Genomic DNA, 16883 nt, shown 5'->3' with positions numbered 1-16883 from the left:
GGGCACGCGGATGCGGGCCTGCGCAATCGATGTTATGAGCCTGCCATCGCGCAGCCGGCCGGCCCCGATTCCAGGATAGGGAGCCAGCCCAAGCTGCCGACGGGACCCTCGATCACGAGTTCGTGATCGGATTGTCCTGATGTAACAAATTGAAAGATCGACCGAATTGCAGGGTAGGAGCGCTCTTGCGCGAACGGGATGACGAATGGACCGGCCTGATGCGGTCGGCCATTGCAGGTGACAGCGCGGCGTATCATCGCCTGCTCAAGGCCGTCACGCCGGTGCTCCGGGCTGCGGCGCGCCGCGGTCTGGCGCGCGCAGGGCAACCGGTCGATCAATCCGAGGACATCGTGCAGGACATTTTGCTGGCGGTCCATCTGAAACGGCACACCTGGGATATCACCGCCCCATTTGCCCCATGGCTGTTCGCGATCGCCCGCAACAAGTTGATCGATGCGCTCCGCCGCCGCGGCCGGCGCATTTTCGTCGATATTGACGATTTCGCCGAGACGCTGCCGGGCGAAACGCCGGCCGAAACGGCTTCGCCAAGCGAGGTAGCCGCCCAACTCCAGGCGCTGCCGGCGCGGCAGCGCGAGGTGCTGCAGTCGATCGCCGTCGACAGCGCCTCGATCAAGGATACGGCGGCGAAATTTTCGATGAGCGAGGGCGCGGTGCGGGTGGCGCTGCACCGGGGGCTGACCAGCTTGACGGCGAAGTTGCGGGAAAACTGAGCATGGATACCGATCAGCTCATTCGAACGTTGGCCGCTGACAGCGCGCACCGCGCGCGCCCGGTCGGCTTCGCACTGATGCTGGCGCTCCTGGCCGCGGCACCGATTTCGCTGTTGATGTTCTTCACTGAGCTCGGCGTCAGGCCCGACGTGATGATTGCGATGCGCAATCCGTTTTTCGACCTAAAATTCGCGGTGACGCTGTCGCTCGCGATCTCGGCGATTGCCGTCAGCCTGCATCTGTCGCGGCCTGAAGCTTCCCTGCGCGGATTTGGCTGGCTGCTGCTGGCGCCGGTGGGAATTCTGACCGCCGGGATCGGCAGCGAAATGATGATGCCGCAACGAGTGCCGATGATGACGCGGCTGGTCGGCAAGAATTCGTGGGTCTGTCTGACAGCGATCCCGCTGATGTCGTTGCCGATCCTGGCCGGCGCGCTGCTCGGATTGCGCCATGGGGCCCCGTCGCGGCCTGCATTGTCGGGCGCCATCGCCGGACTGTTGTCGGCGGGGTTGGCGGCAACGCTTTACGCCTCGCATTGCACCGACGATTCCCCGCTGTTCGTCGCGACCTGGTACACGATCGCGACCGCGCTGGTGGCGGCGATCGGCGCGCTCGCCGGAGCGAAGCTGCTGAAATATTGAAGCGGCTGCGAACCTACGCCGGCACATTCTGCTGCATGCGGTGGAAGCGCAGCACCTGCTGCGCCGTCGAAGGCCGCAACCGTTCATAGGTATCCTTGCAGGCCGCCAGATCGGTCGGCTTCGCGCCAGACAGTTCGTCGCGCATCCTGATGATGGTCCTGACCGTCGACCACGACAGCCCAGCGACCTTCGCTAGGATCATCACGCCTTCGGCCCGGCTTTCGATCATCATGTTCTCGGCGATCGCCACCGGCACATTGGCGAGCGCCGCAATCGAGGCATTGGCCTCGTCGAATTTCCCGGCACCGGCAAACGACGCGACCTCGGATTCGTCGAGCCGGCCGTCCTCGTACAGCGACTTCACCAGCGCGTGCGCAATCGCGGTGTTTTTGGTGATCGTCGAGGTCGCCGAGCGCGCGCGCCGCGTTGCTTCCTTGACCACGTTCGGCACCTCGGCCACCTGCTGCGGATTGGCGGCCTCCAGCCGCTGCCGCACCGTGTCGGAGGCCTTGGCGAGCAGTTTCAAGTAGAGATGCCGCGGTACTGACGGACGCATGCCGATGCAGGCGGTGAGATCGTCGTCGCCTTCGGCGCGGCTGACGAGGCGGGTAAAGCCGCGCTCGGTGAATTCCGCGCCGGGATTGTTGACGGTCGACTGAATCACCTGATCGTTGCCGCGCTGGACCAGCACGTCGGTGACCGCGCCGCTCAGCGTCTTGCGGGTCGAGATCGCCATCAAATGCGCCTGGCTCTTGCTGCGCGCGTTCTCGATCAGGGTCTTGTCGTCGAGCCGCATCGATTGCGACAACACCGGACCCGCCACCTCGATGACGTCGTCGAATGCAAGCGCGCGGATGGTGAGCGGCGGGGCGCTGTCGATCGGGGCGAGACGGTTGGCCAGCAGCATCTTGGCCGAGGTTTCGATGTGGTCGATCAGGCACTGGAAGACGTCGTCGAACAGCCCGACCTGCTCGTCCGAATAATCCACCGCGCCGTTGATGAAGAGATCGGTCACCCGGCGCAGCGTCTCTACCCGGCGAGCGACCGTTCCGTGCGCAAGCGTGGACTGCAACTCGTCGAGCAGGTTTCCGGGAGAAGGAGAGGTGGCGGTCTTCGAAATCATGACTCTGTCCTGGAGCAAAAAGCGGCGGAGCTTCTTCGCCGCCGGAGCTGAAATATGTCGGATCAGGCGCTGGTAATCCGGTTACGTCCCTGCGCCTTGGCTGCATAAAGCGCGCTGTCGGCGCGCGCGAGCAAAGTGTCTGATGTCTCGTTCGGGTTCAGCGTTGCAACGCCTGCCGACATCGTCACCTTCATGCCCGGCGAGAACGCGCTCCAGTCGAGATCGGCAATAATGGCGCGCAACCGGTCGAGCGCCTGCATGGCTTGATCGACGTCCATGTCGGGCAGCACCAGCAGGAATTCTTCGCCGCCATATCGGCCGAACCGGTCGACGCTGCGAATGTTGGCAAACATGGTGATCGAGAATGTCCGCAGCACCTCGTCGCCGGTCGGGTGACCGTAGGCGTCGTTGATGCGCTTGAACCAGTCGAGGTCGATCAGCGCGATCGCGCAGGGCGATCCGCTGCGGCTCGCGCGGGCAATCTCCTCCTCCAGCATCCGCATGATGCTGCGGCGGTTCGACGACCCGGTCAGTTCGTCGAGTTCGGCAAGCTCCTCGATCCGCTTGTACGCCGCCTTCAGTTCGAAGCTGCGGTCGTAGAGCATCTTGCGCATGCTGCTGCCGTACAGTCCCACGAAGGCGCATTGTCCGATCGTCAGGACAAAGGAAAGCATGGCCGCGACGCGTTCTGTCTGGGTGGTAATCGGCAGGCCGATCGGGGTGCTGGTAAACAGGAAGATCGGCGCCAGGCCGATCATGGTGAGGGTCCAGGTGATGATCGCCTGCCGCGAGGTCATTCGCAGCGCGCCGAACCCAAAGATCAGGAATACGACGCTCAGGAAGGCAAATCCGATCTGTGGCGCGGCCAGCAGAAAACAAAGCTGGAGCGCGACGTGACCGGCGACCTGGAAGATCGTGAGATAATGGTCCTCGAACCGGTCGTTGAAGTGGGCTTCCGACAACACGACAAAAACCGACACCAATCCGATGCCGGAAAGGAAATAGGTCGATGGAATGATGATAGGCACGGTGCCGGCGTAGCAATAGACCAGCAGGACCGAGGTGATGAGCGAATAGCTGACGCCTTGCACGGCCAGCATCTGGCGGCGCTGGCCGGCCCGGCGCTTCAAGACTTCCAGCGGGAGGCGGCCGACGTGCGCGGTCGCATTGTGGGAGCCTTGCCCCTGAAGCAATGATGCCGCGCTGCTCATGTCCCGCCGCTGTTGGTGATGCCGGACGAAACTTTAGGGAAGAAAGCCTTTAGGTTTGGTATCTTTTGAAGTCGAATCGGCTCCGTTAAAACCCTGCCATTGCACTGATTCCGCAACGGAAATCTGCCGGATTCCGATAGTGCGGAACCCGCCTGGCAGAACCCTAGGTGTCACGCAGATGCTGCCCCGCCGGCGAAGCCTTGCTAAGGTTGTGGGGTGGTGGCGCTCTTTAGGAAAGTGTTTCCCTATTATGGTACCAATTCTGGGGTTTGGCTCCTCTTCGCCGGCAAAATGGCCTGGCAATGTCCATCTGTGGGGTAGATCACACATGCAATCCGGGCATTGCCGTAATGTGAAGAATCTCACCTTTCACATCGAACCGCCGGCCACCCCCGTCCGACCAATCTTGCGAGACGGCCATTGAGCGCGACACAGGCGGCTTCAGACGAAGTTCTGATCGCTCGGATCGCTCAAGGCGACCGGCTCGCCATGCAGGTGCTTTACGGAAGGCACCATGTCAGGGTGTTCCGTTTCGGGCTTCGGCTCGTAAGGGACGAGCAGGTCGCGGAAGACCTCATCAGCGAGGTTTTTCTCGATGTGTGGCGTCAGGCTGGCAAGTTTGAAGGCCGATCCGCCGTTACTACCTGGCTCTTGGCGATTACGCGGTTCAAGGCTCTTTCGGCACTCAGGCGCCGCAAGGACGTTGGGCTGGACGAGGAAGCCGCGAACGCGATCGAGGATACGTCCGACGATCCGGAAGTGGTGGTGCAGAAGAAGGATACGGGTGAAGCGTTGCGCAAGTGCCTGACGGCACTTTCGCCAGAGCATCGGGAGATCGTCGATCTCGTCTACTACCACGAGAAGTCCGTGGAAGAGGTGGCCGAAATCGTCGGCATTCCGGAGAACACCGTCAAGACGCGCTTGTTTTATGCGCGCAAGAAATTGGCCGAGTTGCTCAAAGCAGCAGGCATAGAGCGAGGTTGGCCATGATGGCAGCGAGCAAAAAAATGCTGGATCACGATCCCAGCGAAATCGAGATGCTGTTGCCCTTCCACGCGGCCGGCACCCTGAGCGCGCGCGATGCACGCCGCGTCGAGGACGCGCTTGCCGGGGATCCCGCCCTTGCCCGGCAGTATGCCGTCATCCGCGAAGAATACGCCGAGACGATCAGCCTCAACGAGAGCCTCGGAGCGCCGTCCGCGCGCGCCATGCAGAAGCTGTTTGCTGCGATCGACGCGGAGCCTGCGCGCGAGCCCTCGCGCTCGGTGAGCCTGTCCGCGCGGGTGTCGGAATTTTTCGCAAGCCTGTCGCCGCGTACGCTCGCCTGGTCGGCGAGCCTCGGCGCGGTGGCGCTCGTGTTGCAGGCCGGCGTGATCGGCGCCGTGCTGATGAAGAACCAGACCGCTTCGTTCCAGACCGCTTCGCTGAGCGTAAACGAGCGGTCGTCGGCGCCCATCACCCGCGATCTCGGCATCAGCGCCGCGCCGCCGCGCGCGCTGGTACGGTTCGCGCCCGAAGCCCGTATCGCCGACATCACCGCTTTGCTCGACAATTACCAGGCCTCCATCGTCGATGGCGCCAAGGGCGGCATGTTCCGCCTGCAATTCGGCAATAAGGCTGTTGGCAAGGACGAAGCCGCAGCTCTGCTGGAGAGGCTGCAGCGTGAAAAGATCGTCAGCCTGGCGGTGGCAACGCCGTAAGGTCGCCTGGCGCGGGCCGGGCAAGCTGAGGTCCCATGGTTCATGATGGCGTGAGTTGGTGGACAAGGACCCGGCGTGCGGCATGGGTGTTGTCGGCCGCGCTGTTGCCACTGATCGCGTACGGACCCTCGGCGGTGCATGCGCAGAGCATCATGCGCACCCCCAGTCTGAACGTTGGCGCGCGAGTACCCACAACGCCGCGGATCAGTCCGACCGTCGCGGCGCGGCCGGCTGTGCGCGCCGCTACCGTCGCACGGACGCCGCCGTCCCGGATCGGCGCCACGACCCTGCGAGTCCGTCCGGGGGCCGGCGTGCCGTCGACGCTGCCTCATGCGCGGTTTTCGCCCAACCTCTATCCGGCTTGCGCATATGCGCTTCGCGGTCCCGACGGCGAGTGCTTCGATCGTCCGGTGATGTCGGCCGGCGGCGGCAGCGGTACCTCGGCCAAGAAGGGCAAGGGCGGATCGGCCAACAACAACGCACAGGCTGCGGTCGATCTGCGCGCGGTCAAGAACGAACTCGTCGCCGAAATCGACGGTGCGTTATCCACCGCCGAGGCCGACGAACTGGCGCGGCGTCATGGCCTGGAGCGCATCGCGTCGCAGAACTTCCCGCTGCTCGCCGGCACCATCGGCCTGTTCCGCATCGTCGATAACCGGCCGGTGGACACCGTGCGCCGCGAACTTGCGGCCGACGCCAGCGTGCGTTCGGTGCAGCTCAATTTCCGTTACTTCCTGCAGGATCAGAAGAAGGCTTCGACCGCGGGCGATGCCGCGCAATACGCCATCGCCCAGCTTCGGCTGCCACAGGCGCACGCGCTCGTCCGAGGCATGAACGTCACCATTGCGGTGATTGATTCAGGCGTCGACACCAAGCATCCCGAACTCGCCAATTCGGTCGCCGACAGTTTCGATGCGCTCGGAAGCAAGGAAGGTCCGCATGTCCACGGCACCGGCATTGCCGGCGCGATCGTGGCGCATGCCAAGCTGATGGGTAGCGCACCGGAGGCGAGGTTGATCGCGATCCGCGCCTTCGGCGCGGGATCGAAGGGTGCGGAGAGCACGTCCTATGTAATCCTCCGGGGATTGGACTATGCGGCCGAGCACGGCGCGCAGATCATCAATATGAGCTTTGCCGGTCCGAAGGATCCGCTGATCGAGCGAGGCATCGCGGCGACGGCGGCCCGTGGCATCCTGATGGTGGCTGCGGCCGGCAATGCCGGTGCGAAATCGCCGCCGCTCTATCCGGCCGCTAATCCCAACGTCATTGCGGTGAGCGGCACCGACGCGCAGGAAAGACTGTTTGCGGCATCGAACCGCGGCAACCACATCGCGGTTGCCGCGCCGGGCGCGGATATCTTCCTGCCGGCACCGGATGAAAAATACCAGATCACATCCGGCACCTCGTTCTCCGCCGCCTATATCAGCGGCGTTGCGGCGTTGATGCTGGAGCGCAATCCTTCGTTGAAGCCGGGCGATGTTCGCGCAATCCTGACCAGGACCGCCCGCGATCTCGGCAGCCCCGGCCGTGACGATCAGTTTGGGGCAGGCGAGGCCGATGCCTTTGCCGCCGTTACCGCCGCGGCTGCCGCACCGGCGGTTCCGCTTGCTTCAGCTTCCGGCAAGCCGGCGGGGGAGAAAGCGCCGGCGCAAGACCCGGCTGCGGATAACACTTCCGTGAGCCGCGCACTGAACGAGCCCTTGCCCTCGATGGCAGCGGACAAATCGGCCGCAAACGCCGCAAAATAGCCTGCCACGCAGCGATTTTCCGACGATCGTTCCCGAATACAAGGTTAAAAAAATCGTCCGTCGTTTTGAACGTCCGGCGATGGTGTTGCGACTTATCTACGTGGGAGCGGTAATCCCTCCCCATAGGCTGTATTCGGCGCGAGCGCCCATCCACCCCAAGCGCCCCATATAGCTTGACCCGTCCGGTTGTCCCCCCGGACGGGTCTTTCATTTTCAGCGCAGGTTTTGGGACGAAGCTGCGTTTCGTGCGGCACCGCGACGGCTTGCGACTGCAAGTTTTCCGACTCGTCTGCTAGATGCACACTCTTCCCGTGAATCTTCTCAAATGAAATGATCGAGGCTCGTCCCGCACGCGGCCATGCTGCTGTGCGGCTTGACCGTGAATAGAGCGGATCATCCCGTGTTTGTGCGGGTTTCTTCGATTGCTGCGTACTTCCGTAGCTTCACGCACTGGACAACGAAAAAGTTTTCCACAGAATATCCAAAGTCACATTCCACTGATTCGTCTCGGTTGCGTCTGCGTCCGTCCCTCTCTTACGGGCTGATTTATGGCACATCCTGCAGACGTGGCACGTGGCCGCAACATCGTTGCGCGCTGGTGCAGCCTTGCCGAGCAACGGTTGGAATACCTCACTGAACTGTTCGAGACCGGGCGCTGGCGCCGCTTTCACACCGAACGCGAATTCCTCGAAAACATCCAGGAAGCCAAGGCCGCGGTCGCAACCTGGCGTGACCTGCTGAGCCGCGAAGCCTCGCTCGACAACACGACGATCGACCTGGCTTGGCTAGGCCGCCGTCGAACGGCGCCGCTGCTGCTGACGCCACTGCCACGCGACGAGGGCTATCGCCCGGCGGTCGTGCACCTTCAGCCGCAACTGCAGTCGCCACCGATTGTCGCCGCGCCGCCGCCGATTGCAGCCGCGCCGCCGAGTGATATTCCCGCTGATGTTCTGGTCGCGCTGGAAAGCCAACTCGTCGTGGCGGACGAGGCGCCGTCCGTGCCGGATGTGCTGGCACTGGACGAGATCCCACTGCCGGCGCTCGATCTCGACGTGATCAAGCAACGATATCCGGCGTTGCGCAACGCGCTGTAGCGCGGTGCGAGGAGAGACCGTGAGCTACCGCCGCACCGCGTTGCTCCCAACCACGACCTGCACGTAGCGCTGCGCGCCTTCGGCTGACAGATCGGTCGTAATCGTGCGGGCGTGGTCGAGGCCGACCACGGCGCCGCGCGGGGTTTCCGAGATCATGTTGTTGTTGACCAGCGCTGTCCCGGCCCCCGGCAGCACCGATACGCCGACGCCGACGAAGGCGTTGCGGATCACGTTGCCGGTGATCGCGACGTCGCGGAGATATTTGCCCCAGCCGGCGATGATGCCGAACGACGGCGCGTTCTCGATCACATTGCCTGTGACAGTCGAGTCCGCCTCGACATAGATGCCGATCCCGGCATCTTCATCGGGCGCGGTGCCGATCGGCCGCTTCGGCAAGAGATTGCGGATGATGTTGCCCTGTACGACGGCAATCCGTCCGCCCTCGTTGAAATTGCAGACGGAGACGCCGACGGCTGCGCCATCCACCGTGTTGTGGGCGATCACGGCGCCTTCGAACGCGAATTCGGAATAGAGCGCGACCTCGCGGACATTGCTGACGCTGTTGTCCGTGATGTGAATATTCGATGCCGAATTGCCGCGCACCGCGGAGTAGTCGCAATTCTTGATGCGGTTGCCGCGCACGATCACATTGCCGGCACGGAAGGCGTTGATGGCGTTGCCATACTGCCCGGAGCCGCCGGGGCCGGCCTTGATGTCCTCGATACGATTGTCGAGAACCAACGTGCCGTCGTCGCCAATCGCGGTGCGGAGAATCTCGATGCCGTTGTCATTGGTATCGGTGATGGTGTTGCGCGAGACGATCAGGCCGAGCGCGTCGAAGGATACGACTGCGGTCGTCGCGATTTTCGTGAAGATGTTACCGGAAATATCGCCCGAGACCTGCTCGAGCCAGATGCCGTTGCCGCCGCTGCCTGATATTTCGCAATCGGCGATCCGGACGTCGCGCCCGCCGAGGCAATGCACCAAGCCGCGCCGCGTCGGCAGCGGAATGCGGCCGCCGTCGAAGGTGATGCCCGTCAGGCCGACGCTGTTGGCGCCTTCGCTCTGCAGCATCGAGGCGCCGCCGGTGAACACCAGCTTGGTCGCGCCGCGGACGCCGACCAGTTGGGTGCCGCTCGAAAGCCGCAGCATGCCGGTGCGATAGACCCCCGGCGGCAGCGCCAGCGGCACTTGCGCGCGCGCGGCTTCGTCGATCGCGCGTTGCAGTTTCGCGGTCTGATCGTCCGGGCTGCCGGGGCGGACGCCATATTGCGTGACGTCGCGCCCGAGCGTGGAGGTGGGTGGTGCCGCGCGCGCAGCGTCAGGCGACATCGCAAGCGCACCGGCTGCACCGACGGCGGACGCTCCAATAAGACGGCGGCGGTTCATGTCCATGGTGAATGGCCCTCGCGCGATTGCAGGTCGTGGCATTCGCGTTTCATAGGTATCGCGAAAATGCCGCCGGGCATGGTGAAGACCGGGCAGAGAGGCCGCGATTGTTTCGGGTAGGGTTAATGTCGGGTGCGACGGAAGTCTGTAGGGTGGGCAAAGGCGCGCTTGCGCCGTGCCCACTCTACGAAATTACGAAGCCCGTCGCGCCAGCCGCACCATTTCCAGCAGCATCGCTTCGCCGGCATCGACCAGCTCTTCCAGCGAGATGCGCGGAGAACCTTTTCGCCTGGCCGCGCCGCTGCGCGCCAGCGGCGGGATGTGAATGAAGGCGGCGACACGGGGCCCGTTGTCGCCACGGACGGATTCGATCGCGCGCCAGCTCAGGTAGTTGCAGAGATAACTTCCGGCGTCGCGCGAGGCGCGGGCATCGAGCCCGGTGTTCTTGGCCGCACGCAATAATTTGGCTGTGTGCGGGCCGAACCTTTGCGCATCGGCGCCGTCGGCGATCGACCCTTTGCGCGCGTGGGTTTGTGCCGCGTCGGGCCAGAGCATGGTGACGGCATTGCGGGCGCGGGTTTCAATCCGCAGATAAGGGGTACGCGAGGCGAGGCCGAACATCAGCAGCGCATGCGGCCGGTGTTTTCGCAATGCCAGCGGCAATTCGCGATCGACCGCGTTGTAGGTTACGGGGAAGATGTGGCTGGACAGTTCGACGTCGCTAAGGGCAGGGCGGCGCAGTCGCGTGAGCCGCGCCACCAGCGGCTGCGTCGGATTGTAGGGCGCGCCGGGGAACGGACCGAAGCCGGTGACGAGGATGCGAAGCCTTTCGCTCACCGCAACCACTCCGCGATCTGTTCGGCGGCAACCGCCGGCGTGATGCGGCCGTCGGCGACCTCGGCCTCGGTCTTCTTCACCTTGGCACGGATCGCGGCGTCGGAACGCAGCCGTGCCATCATCCGCTGCTCCAGCATCGACCACATCCATTTCACCTGCTGCTCACGGCGCCGGCCTGCAAACTCGCTCGAGGCGTTCATGGCGGTGCGGTGATCCAAAATCTTCTGCCACAGCGTGTCCATACCTATACCGGTCAGCGCCGAATAGGTCACGACCGGCGGATGCCAATGCTCCGAGCGCGGGCTCAAAATATGCAGCGCGGAGCGATACTCGGCCGCCGCCAGATTGGCGCGCTTGACGTTGTCGCCATCGGCCTTGTTGATCGCGATCATGTCGGCGAGTTCGACCAGTCCCTTCTTGATGCCCTGCAATTCGTCGCCGGCGCCGGGCAGCATCAGGGCGAGAAAGAAGTCGGTCATGTCGCAGACGGCGGTTTCGGATTGGCCGATGCCGACGGTCTCCACCAGCACCACGTCGAAACCGGCCGCCTCGCAGAGCAGCATCGCTTCGCGGGTTTTCGCGGCGACTCCGCCGAGCGTGCCCGACGACGGCGAGGGGCGGACGAAGGCGCTGTCGGAATTCGCCAGCCGCGCCATCCGTGTCTTGTCGCCGAGGATCGAGCCGCCGGTGCGCGCCGAGGAGGGGTCCACTGCGAGCACCGCGACCTTGTGGCCGCGCTCGATCAGGAACATGCCAAGCGCGTCGATCGTGGTGGATTTGCCGACGCCGGGCGAGCCGGTAATGCCGACGCGCACCGCCTTGCCGGTGTCTGATAACAGCGCCTGCACCAGTTCGCGCGCCGCGGCCTGGTGGTCGGAACGCCGGCTTTCGATCAGGGTAATCGCACGCGCCAGCGCCGCGCGGTGGCCGGCGCGGAGGTCCTTGGCGACAACCTTGATGTCAACGGTGCTTTTGCTCATCGTATTCGAAACCACTTGTTTACGGGCAAATTCACCGTTTGTAGTAGATCTTGATGGGATAGCCGTACTTCCTCCCGTGCTTCGTACACCACTCGGGGAAGGAGCCTGTCGGGTCCTTCGAATAGGTTATCCAGTCGGCGACCATGGCATCGAAGTAATGCACTTCGGATGTCAGGTGAGCAAGCGCCTCGGGCTCTGGGGCGTTCGCTATGAGATATCTGGCGCGGGCTAAGGCTGTGACCACGCCATCAACACTGCCAAGGAAGATGGTTTCATCGAGATGATGTGTCGCATATTCGGCACAGGAAAGCTCAGCCCCGATCAACATCTTTCGCACTGGAGTATCCTCGGGGCACATCGAGAGAGCTCTACCAAGCAATTGATCATCACGCGAAAGTATGCCGAGCCATCGGATCGGTGTGCTCGCAGCCGGATCATCGTCCATCCATGACCGAAGTGTCGGTACCAGAAACCGGGTGACCAAGGGCTGCGTAAGGAATTGATGGGTCCCGCTTGTCCGGGCGTTTGCTTCCAAGATGGTGACCACAGCCGAACGGGCGACGGCGCTGTCAAATGAGCGCGCCGCTAGAAGAAAGTCTTCAAGCGCGGAGAGCGCTTCGCGACGCAATCCCTTTTCGCGAAAGCGGCAGTAGCTTGCCAGCGACGCCGTTAGATTGGGGTGCGCGTCCAGCTCTTCAGAAAGCTTCGAGAGACCTTCGAAATTTTGCTTATTCCAGTAGTGCATGTCAGCAAGTAACAAACGGATTTGATTGCGGATCTATCTGTGTCCGCAAGCCGCTCATAGTATGTGCGATCGTGGTCATCGTGAAATTCTAGCACGCTGGCGGTATCCCGCCCAGCGCCGACGGGAAGTTCACTATGCCGTTGGCTTACTACGGCCTTGCCCTGCAGGCGAGGGGCCCGGCGCAGTCAGCGCGCCGACGCAGCGGTGGGCGCCTCGCGCTTGAGCTTCCGCCATACCCAGACCAGCACCGGCCAGATCAGCGCGCCGATCGCCATGGCGGCGAGGATCGCGGCGATCGGCCGCTCGAAGAACGGCAGCACGCTGCCGTCGGACTTGATCAGCGAGGTCACGAAGCTCTGCTCGATCATGGTGCCCATGACGATTCCGAGCACCATCGCGGCGACCGGATAGCCGTTTTCTTCCATGACATAACCGATGACGCCAAAGGTCGCGACGATAACGACGCCGAATATGTTGTTGCCGATGGCGAACGAGCCGACGGCGCAGCACAGCATGATGACCGGCATCACGGTGGAACGCGGCGCGCGCAGCACGTGGGTTGCGAGCCGGATCATGATGATGCCGAGCGGGATCATGATGACGTTGGCGATGATGAACATCAGGTAGATCGCATACATGCTCGACGTTTTTTCGGTGAACAGCGTCGGGCCGGGGTTGAGGCCCTTCATGTAGAGCACGCCGATAGCAATCGCCGCGATGGTATCGCCGGGAATGCCAAACAGCAGCGAGGGCACCCAGCCCGAGGCGACGCTGGCGTTGTTGCTGGCGCCGGCTTCGACCAGGCCCTCGACGTGGCCGGTTCCGAATTTCTCCGGTTCCTTCGAAAAGCGCTTGGACATGGCGTAGCTGACCCAGGCGGCCATGTCGGCGCCGGCGCCCGGTAGCACGCCGATGATTATGCCGACGATGTTCCCGCGCGTCATCTGCCAGTTGTACTTTTTGGTGAGCTTCCATTGGCCCGCCATGATGCTCCCGAATTTACGCCGCGGGATCGGTGGCGGCTCCGGTGTCAGCATCGCCCGCATCACCTGCGCCACGGCGAACACGCCGACCAGCGCCGGGATCGGTTCGATGCCGCCGAACAAATTGGTCATGCCGAAGGTGAAGCGCGGTACGCCACCGGGATTTTCGATACCGATGCACGCGACCAGCAGGCCGATGAACATGCTGGCGATTGCCTTCACCGGGGAAGACCGCGCGACCAGCGTGGCGCACATCAAGCCGAGGAATGCGAGCCAGAAATATTCGAAGGTCGAGAACGACAGCGCGATTTCGGCCAGCGGCGGCGCGAGGATCATCAGCGACAGCGTGCCTGCGATGCCGCCCACGGCGGAGAACCAGACGCCGGCGCCGAGCGCGAGTTCGGCCTCGCCCTTGCGCGTCATCGCATAGGCTTCGTCTGCGTAAGCCGCCGAGGCGGGGGTGCCGGGAATGCGCAGCAGCGCGCCGGGGATATCACCGGCGAAGATCGCCATCGTGGATGCGGCGACGATGGTGGCGATCGCGGCGATCGGTGACAGATAGAACGTGACGGGGACCAGAAGAGCGGTGGCCATGGTCGCGGACAGCCCCGGCAGCGATCCGATGACCAGGCCATAGACCGATGCCGCGAGCATCGCGATGATGACTTCCCACGTGGTAATGAGCGCGAAGGCTTGGCTGAGGGTGTTAAGCATCGATCACCAGGGCATCGGCAGCAGCCCGGCCGGCAGCGGCACGCGCAGCAATTTCGAGAAGATCAGATGGATGCCGATCGGTGCCAGCACGGCGAGCGGCAGCGAAAGCTTCCAGCGGGCGCCAAGCGCTGTCGACGTAACGAACACGATCAACGCTGCCGTGATGATGAAGCCGAGCCGTTCGGCGACCGCCACGTAGAACAGCAATAGCGCCGGCGGGAGCAGGGCGCGCAGGCCATAAAGCTTGCCGGTCGGCGGCTTCACCTGGCCGCCCTCGGCCGGAATGAGGTGTTCTTCCTCCTCAAAGCTGCGGCCGATCCCGAATGCAATCGCAAGCCCGCACAGGGCCAGGCCCGTTCCGATCACCAGTGGAAAGACGTTGGGCCCGACCGGCTGGCCGGGCACCGGCGGCAACTGCCAGCCGCCATACGCGGCAGCCGCGCCGAGGCCAACGAGAAACAATCCCGTGACGCGATCGGGTAGACGCATGTACTGGCTCCGCGGATATCGGGCGATGTCAGCCGATCAAGATCAAGCCTTAGAGAGTCCGGCGGCCTTCATCGCCACGCCCATTTGGGCGTCGCCCTTGTCCATGAATGCGGCGAACTCCGACGCGTCGCCCCACACCGTTCCGAAGCCGCGATTGCTCATGAAGTCCTTGAACTCCTTCGAGTCGTAAACTTTCTTCAGCGCCGCGGTGAGCTTGGCCGAGACGTCGGCAGGCAGGCCCTTGGGACCGGCAATGCCGCGCCACGCGCCGGTCGAATAATCAATACCCATCGCCTCCTTCAGCGTCGGCACGTCGGGAAATGCAGGGTTACGCGCCTTAGCCATGACGGCGAGGCTGCGCGCCTTGCCGGCCTCGATGATGGCGCGGGCTTCCGGCACCGAGCAGGTGGTGAGGTCGAGACCGCCGGCCGCAAGATCCTGCATCGCCGGCGCGGCGCCGTTCGACGGCACCCATGCAACGTGATTGGGGGCAAGTCCCATCGCCTGCATCCAGCCGACCAGCGCGAGATGCCAAATTCCGCCTTGACCGGTGCCGGAGGCCTTGAACTTGCCGGCGGGGGCGGCCTTGATCGCGTCCGCCAGTTCCTTCACGGTCTTGTAGGGCGAGGTGGAACTGACCTGGATGCCGGGCGGGTCCTCGTTCATCAGGGCCAGCGGCGTGTAGCTCTTGGGTCCGAGTTCGGTGAGCCCCTGCCAGTGCATCATCGAGATTTCCACCGTCAGCATGCCGATGGTGTAGCCGTCGGGCTGTGCAGTCGCGATCGCGGAATGTCCGACGACGCCGGAGCCGCCGGTGCGGTTGACCACGTTGAAGGGTTGGCCGAGATCCTTTTCCAACAGCGCCGCGACAATGCGCGCGGTCGCATCAGTGCCGCCGCCGGCACCCCAGGGCACGATCACGGTCACCGGCCGGGCCGGGTAGGCCTGCGCCAAAGCCGGCTTGAAACCAAAGCCCGCGACGGCTGCGGCGGCAGCAGACGAAGCCGCGAATGCGCGGCGGGTAATCTTTTTGGACATGGTGATCCTCCCTGCGGCGCCGCGAGGTCAGGCGCTCTTGTAATGTCGGCATTGTAGGCGGCTTTGCGCTCCGCTCGCAAGGCATTGGTAGTGAAGCGGTTTCATCACCGGGCATCTCGCCACAGCCGGAAATCGGGTGGCGGCGATCGGGCTACCCGAAATAGGGATCCGTGTGCGGCCCAGCATCGAGCCGCGATCGATTGCGGAGAGAACCATGACAACAGCCTATTACAGCACCGTGCTGAACCATCCCCTGGAAACCGTGTGGGCCCTGATCCGCGATTTCAACAATTATCCGGCCTATATCGAAGGCGTCACCGAAAGCGTGATCGAAGACAACAAAGGCGGCGACGAAGTCGGTGCGGTCAGGCGCTTCTGCTATCTCGGCAACTGGATCCGGCAGCGGCTGGCGGGCCATTCCGACCAGGCGCATTCACTGACCTATGCGGGCATCGATCCGTTTCCATTTCCGTCCGAGTCGCAATCCAAGGTTCCAGCGCCGACGCGCTATGAGGGGACGATGCATCTGCTTCCGATCGTTGAAGGCAACCGAACCTTTATCGAATGGTCGGTAAAGCTCGACACCGCGCCGCAGGATGAGGATCGTTGGCGAGCACTGTTCCAGTCCTGGATTCCAGACTGGACCCATTCGCTGGAGCGAGCGCTAGGCCGCCGTGCTGCTTGATGGTGCGGCCGTCATTGCGGCCGGTCTTCGTCTTCCTTCGGTCGCGCACCGCCGAAAATCCTGACGCCTTCCGGCGTCAGATATTGCTTCAACATCTCCCACGGCACGAAGGCGACATACTCGCCTTCGGCATAGGAGCCGACCGCATAAGGTGCGTAGTAAAAGTTCAGGCCGGAGCTCTTGCCTTCCTCGGTCGATGGCGCCAGTGCGACTGGCCCGATCTTGAGAAGTTTTGGCTCGATGCTTTCGATGGCGCTGGTATCAGTGCCTTCCGCGCCGCGTTTCTTTTTCTCGGCCGTGAGAGAGGCAATAACGCCTTGCCGCATTGCTTTCAGCGTCGGGCCGTTGTCGGCCGTTTCGGTGAAGAACGGACGGATGCTGATGCGTTTGCCCGCTGACTTATCCCACAGGATCGTGTCGGACGAGCTGTTGGGGTGCGCGCCACCAGTATATTTGTAGTCGGTCCTGATGATGCTGACATAGCGTCCATCGACAACCGAGCGCGTCTCGTATTTTCGCTCGAACGACCACGCGTTGCGGAAGAGGTCCGGATCCTGCTTGCGTTCCTTGTCGGCATCGGCGCGGTTCTTTGTGGCCCAAGCCTTTCCTTCTGCCAGGCAGTTCGCCGCCAGGGCTGGATCGGTCTTGATCTTCGCGTCGAGAAAGATGCTGGCTTCGACCCACTTGGTCTTGATGGAAAAATCCGGCTTCGGCTCGGCGGCAGACGCCATGCGCAGCGCCGCAGTACATGCGATGGCGCCCGCCAAACCAATTG

At 63.3% G+C, this 16883-nt stretch carries 17 protein-coding genes; 7 read left to right on the top strand and 10 right to left on the bottom strand.

Annotation, left to right across the window (positions count from 1 at the left end):
- The first annotated feature begins 185 nt into the window (after positions 1 to 185).
- Both RX328_RS32335 and RX328_RS32330 read left to right on the top strand, forming a co-directional pair.
- Positions 186 to 731 carry a sigma-70 family RNA polymerase sigma factor gene (locus RX328_RS32335; RefSeq protein WP_213251718.1) on the top strand — a complete coding sequence of 182 codons (546 nt, stop codon included), beginning with the start codon at positions 186 to 188 and terminating at the stop codon, positions 729 to 731.
- A 2-nt stretch (positions 732 to 733) separates the two neighbouring features.
- Positions 734 to 1372: an NrsF family protein gene (locus tag RX328_RS32330; protein ID WP_213251719.1), complete on the top strand. Its 639-nt coding sequence runs from the start codon at positions 734 to 736 to the stop codon at positions 1370 to 1372.
- 13 nt (positions 1373 to 1385) lie between these two features.
- On the opposite strand, the gene RX328_RS32325 is transcribed toward RX328_RS32330, so the two are convergent.
- A complete protein-coding gene (locus RX328_RS32325) occupies positions 1386 to 2495 on the bottom strand; it encodes a DUF2336 domain-containing protein (protein WP_213251720.1) in 1110 nt (369 codons plus the stop codon).
- Positions 2496 to 2557: 62 nt separating this feature from the next.
- On the bottom strand, positions 2558 to 3706 hold the full coding sequence (locus RX328_RS32320; RefSeq protein ID WP_213251721.1) for a GGDEF domain-containing protein: 1149 nt from the start codon (positions 3704 to 3706) through the stop codon (positions 2558 to 2560).
- A 420-nt stretch (positions 3707 to 4126) separates the two neighbouring features.
- Here RX328_RS32320 and RX328_RS32315 point away from each other — a divergent pair, with 420 nt between their 5' ends.
- From RX328_RS32315 to RX328_RS32300, 4 genes are all read left to right on the top strand, one after another.
- Positions 4127 to 4696 (top strand): sigma-70 family RNA polymerase sigma factor, encoded by a 570-nt coding sequence (locus RX328_RS32315; RefSeq protein ID WP_213251722.1) that lies wholly within the window; start codon positions 4127 to 4129, stop codon positions 4694 to 4696.
- Positions 4693 to 5406 carry a hypothetical protein gene (locus RX328_RS32310; RefSeq protein ID WP_213251723.1) on the top strand — a complete coding sequence of 238 codons (714 nt, stop codon included), beginning with the start codon at positions 4693 to 4695 and terminating at the stop codon, positions 5404 to 5406. Before RX328_RS32315 ends, RX328_RS32310 begins: the two co-directional genes overlap by 4 nt.
- A gap of 35 nt (positions 5407 to 5441) precedes the next feature.
- Complete coding sequence (locus RX328_RS32305; RefSeq protein WP_213251724.1) at positions 5442 to 7154, top strand: S8 family serine peptidase; 1713 nt, start codon at positions 5442 to 5444, stop codon at positions 7152 to 7154.
- Between the two features lie 548 nt (positions 7155 to 7702).
- Positions 7703 to 8248, top strand: coding sequence for a TIGR03809 family protein (locus tag RX328_RS32300; protein ID WP_213251725.1), 546 nt, complete (start codon positions 7703 to 7705; stop codon positions 8246 to 8248).
- A 24-nt stretch (positions 8249 to 8272) separates the two neighbouring features.
- On the opposite strand, the gene RX328_RS32295 is transcribed toward RX328_RS32300, so the two are convergent.
- The 7 genes from RX328_RS32295 to RX328_RS32265 all read right to left on the bottom strand — a co-directional run bounded on the left by RX328_RS32295 (position 8273) and on the right by RX328_RS32265 (position 15423).
- Complete coding sequence (locus tag RX328_RS32295; protein ID WP_213251827.1) at positions 8273 to 9643, bottom strand: TIGR03808 family TAT-translocated repetitive protein; 1371 nt, start codon at positions 9641 to 9643, stop codon at positions 8273 to 8275.
- A 186-nt stretch (positions 9644 to 9829) separates the two neighbouring features.
- On the bottom strand, positions 9830 to 10474 hold the full coding sequence (locus RX328_RS32290) for a pyroglutamyl-peptidase I (RefSeq protein ID WP_213251726.1): 645 nt from the start codon (positions 10472 to 10474) through the stop codon (positions 9830 to 9832).
- Complete coding sequence (gene meaB / locus RX328_RS32285; RefSeq protein ID WP_213251727.1) at positions 10471 to 11454, bottom strand: methylmalonyl Co-A mutase-associated GTPase MeaB; 984 nt, start codon at positions 11452 to 11454, stop codon at positions 10471 to 10473. The genes RX328_RS32290 and meaB overlap by 4 nt, the downstream gene beginning before the upstream one ends.
- A gap of 31 nt (positions 11455 to 11485) precedes the next feature.
- Positions 11486 to 12214 carry a hypothetical protein gene (locus RX328_RS32280; RefSeq protein ID WP_213251728.1) on the bottom strand — a complete coding sequence of 243 codons (729 nt, stop codon included), beginning with the start codon at positions 12212 to 12214 and terminating at the stop codon, positions 11486 to 11488.
- 170 nt (positions 12215 to 12384) lie between these two features.
- On the bottom strand, positions 12385 to 13896 hold the full coding sequence (locus tag RX328_RS32275) for a tripartite tricarboxylate transporter permease (RefSeq protein ID WP_213251729.1): 1512 nt from the start codon (positions 13894 to 13896) through the stop codon (positions 12385 to 12387).
- A gap of 3 nt (positions 13897 to 13899) precedes the next feature.
- Positions 13900 to 14385, bottom strand: coding sequence for a tripartite tricarboxylate transporter TctB family protein (locus tag RX328_RS32270; RefSeq protein WP_213251730.1), 486 nt, complete (start codon positions 14383 to 14385; stop codon positions 13900 to 13902).
- Positions 14386 to 14427: 42 nt separating this feature from the next.
- Complete coding sequence (locus RX328_RS32265) at positions 14428 to 15423, bottom strand: tripartite tricarboxylate transporter substrate binding protein (protein ID WP_213251731.1); 996 nt, start codon at positions 15421 to 15423, stop codon at positions 14428 to 14430.
- 214 nt (positions 15424 to 15637) lie between these two features.
- Between RX328_RS32265 and RX328_RS32260 the strand changes: the two genes are divergently transcribed.
- A complete protein-coding gene (locus tag RX328_RS32260) occupies positions 15638 to 16108 on the top strand; it encodes an SRPBCC family protein (RefSeq protein ID WP_213251732.1) in 471 nt (156 codons plus the stop codon).
- Positions 16109 to 16119: 11 nt separating this feature from the next.
- Here RX328_RS32260 and RX328_RS32255 read toward each other — a convergent pair whose 3' ends face one another.
- A complete protein-coding gene (locus RX328_RS32255; RefSeq protein ID WP_213251733.1) occupies positions 16120 to 16839 on the bottom strand; it encodes a DUF3298 and DUF4163 domain-containing protein in 720 nt (239 codons plus the stop codon).
- Positions 16840 to 16883 lie beyond the last annotated feature (44 nt).

It is taken from the genome of Bradyrhizobium sp. sBnM-33 (genome assembly GCF_032917945.1).
Lineage (GTDB): Bacteria > Pseudomonadota > Alphaproteobacteria > Rhizobiales > Xanthobacteraceae > Bradyrhizobium.
The sequence above is the reverse complement of the archived record's forward strand: the minus strand, read 5'-3'. Positions and strand labels throughout refer to the sequence as shown.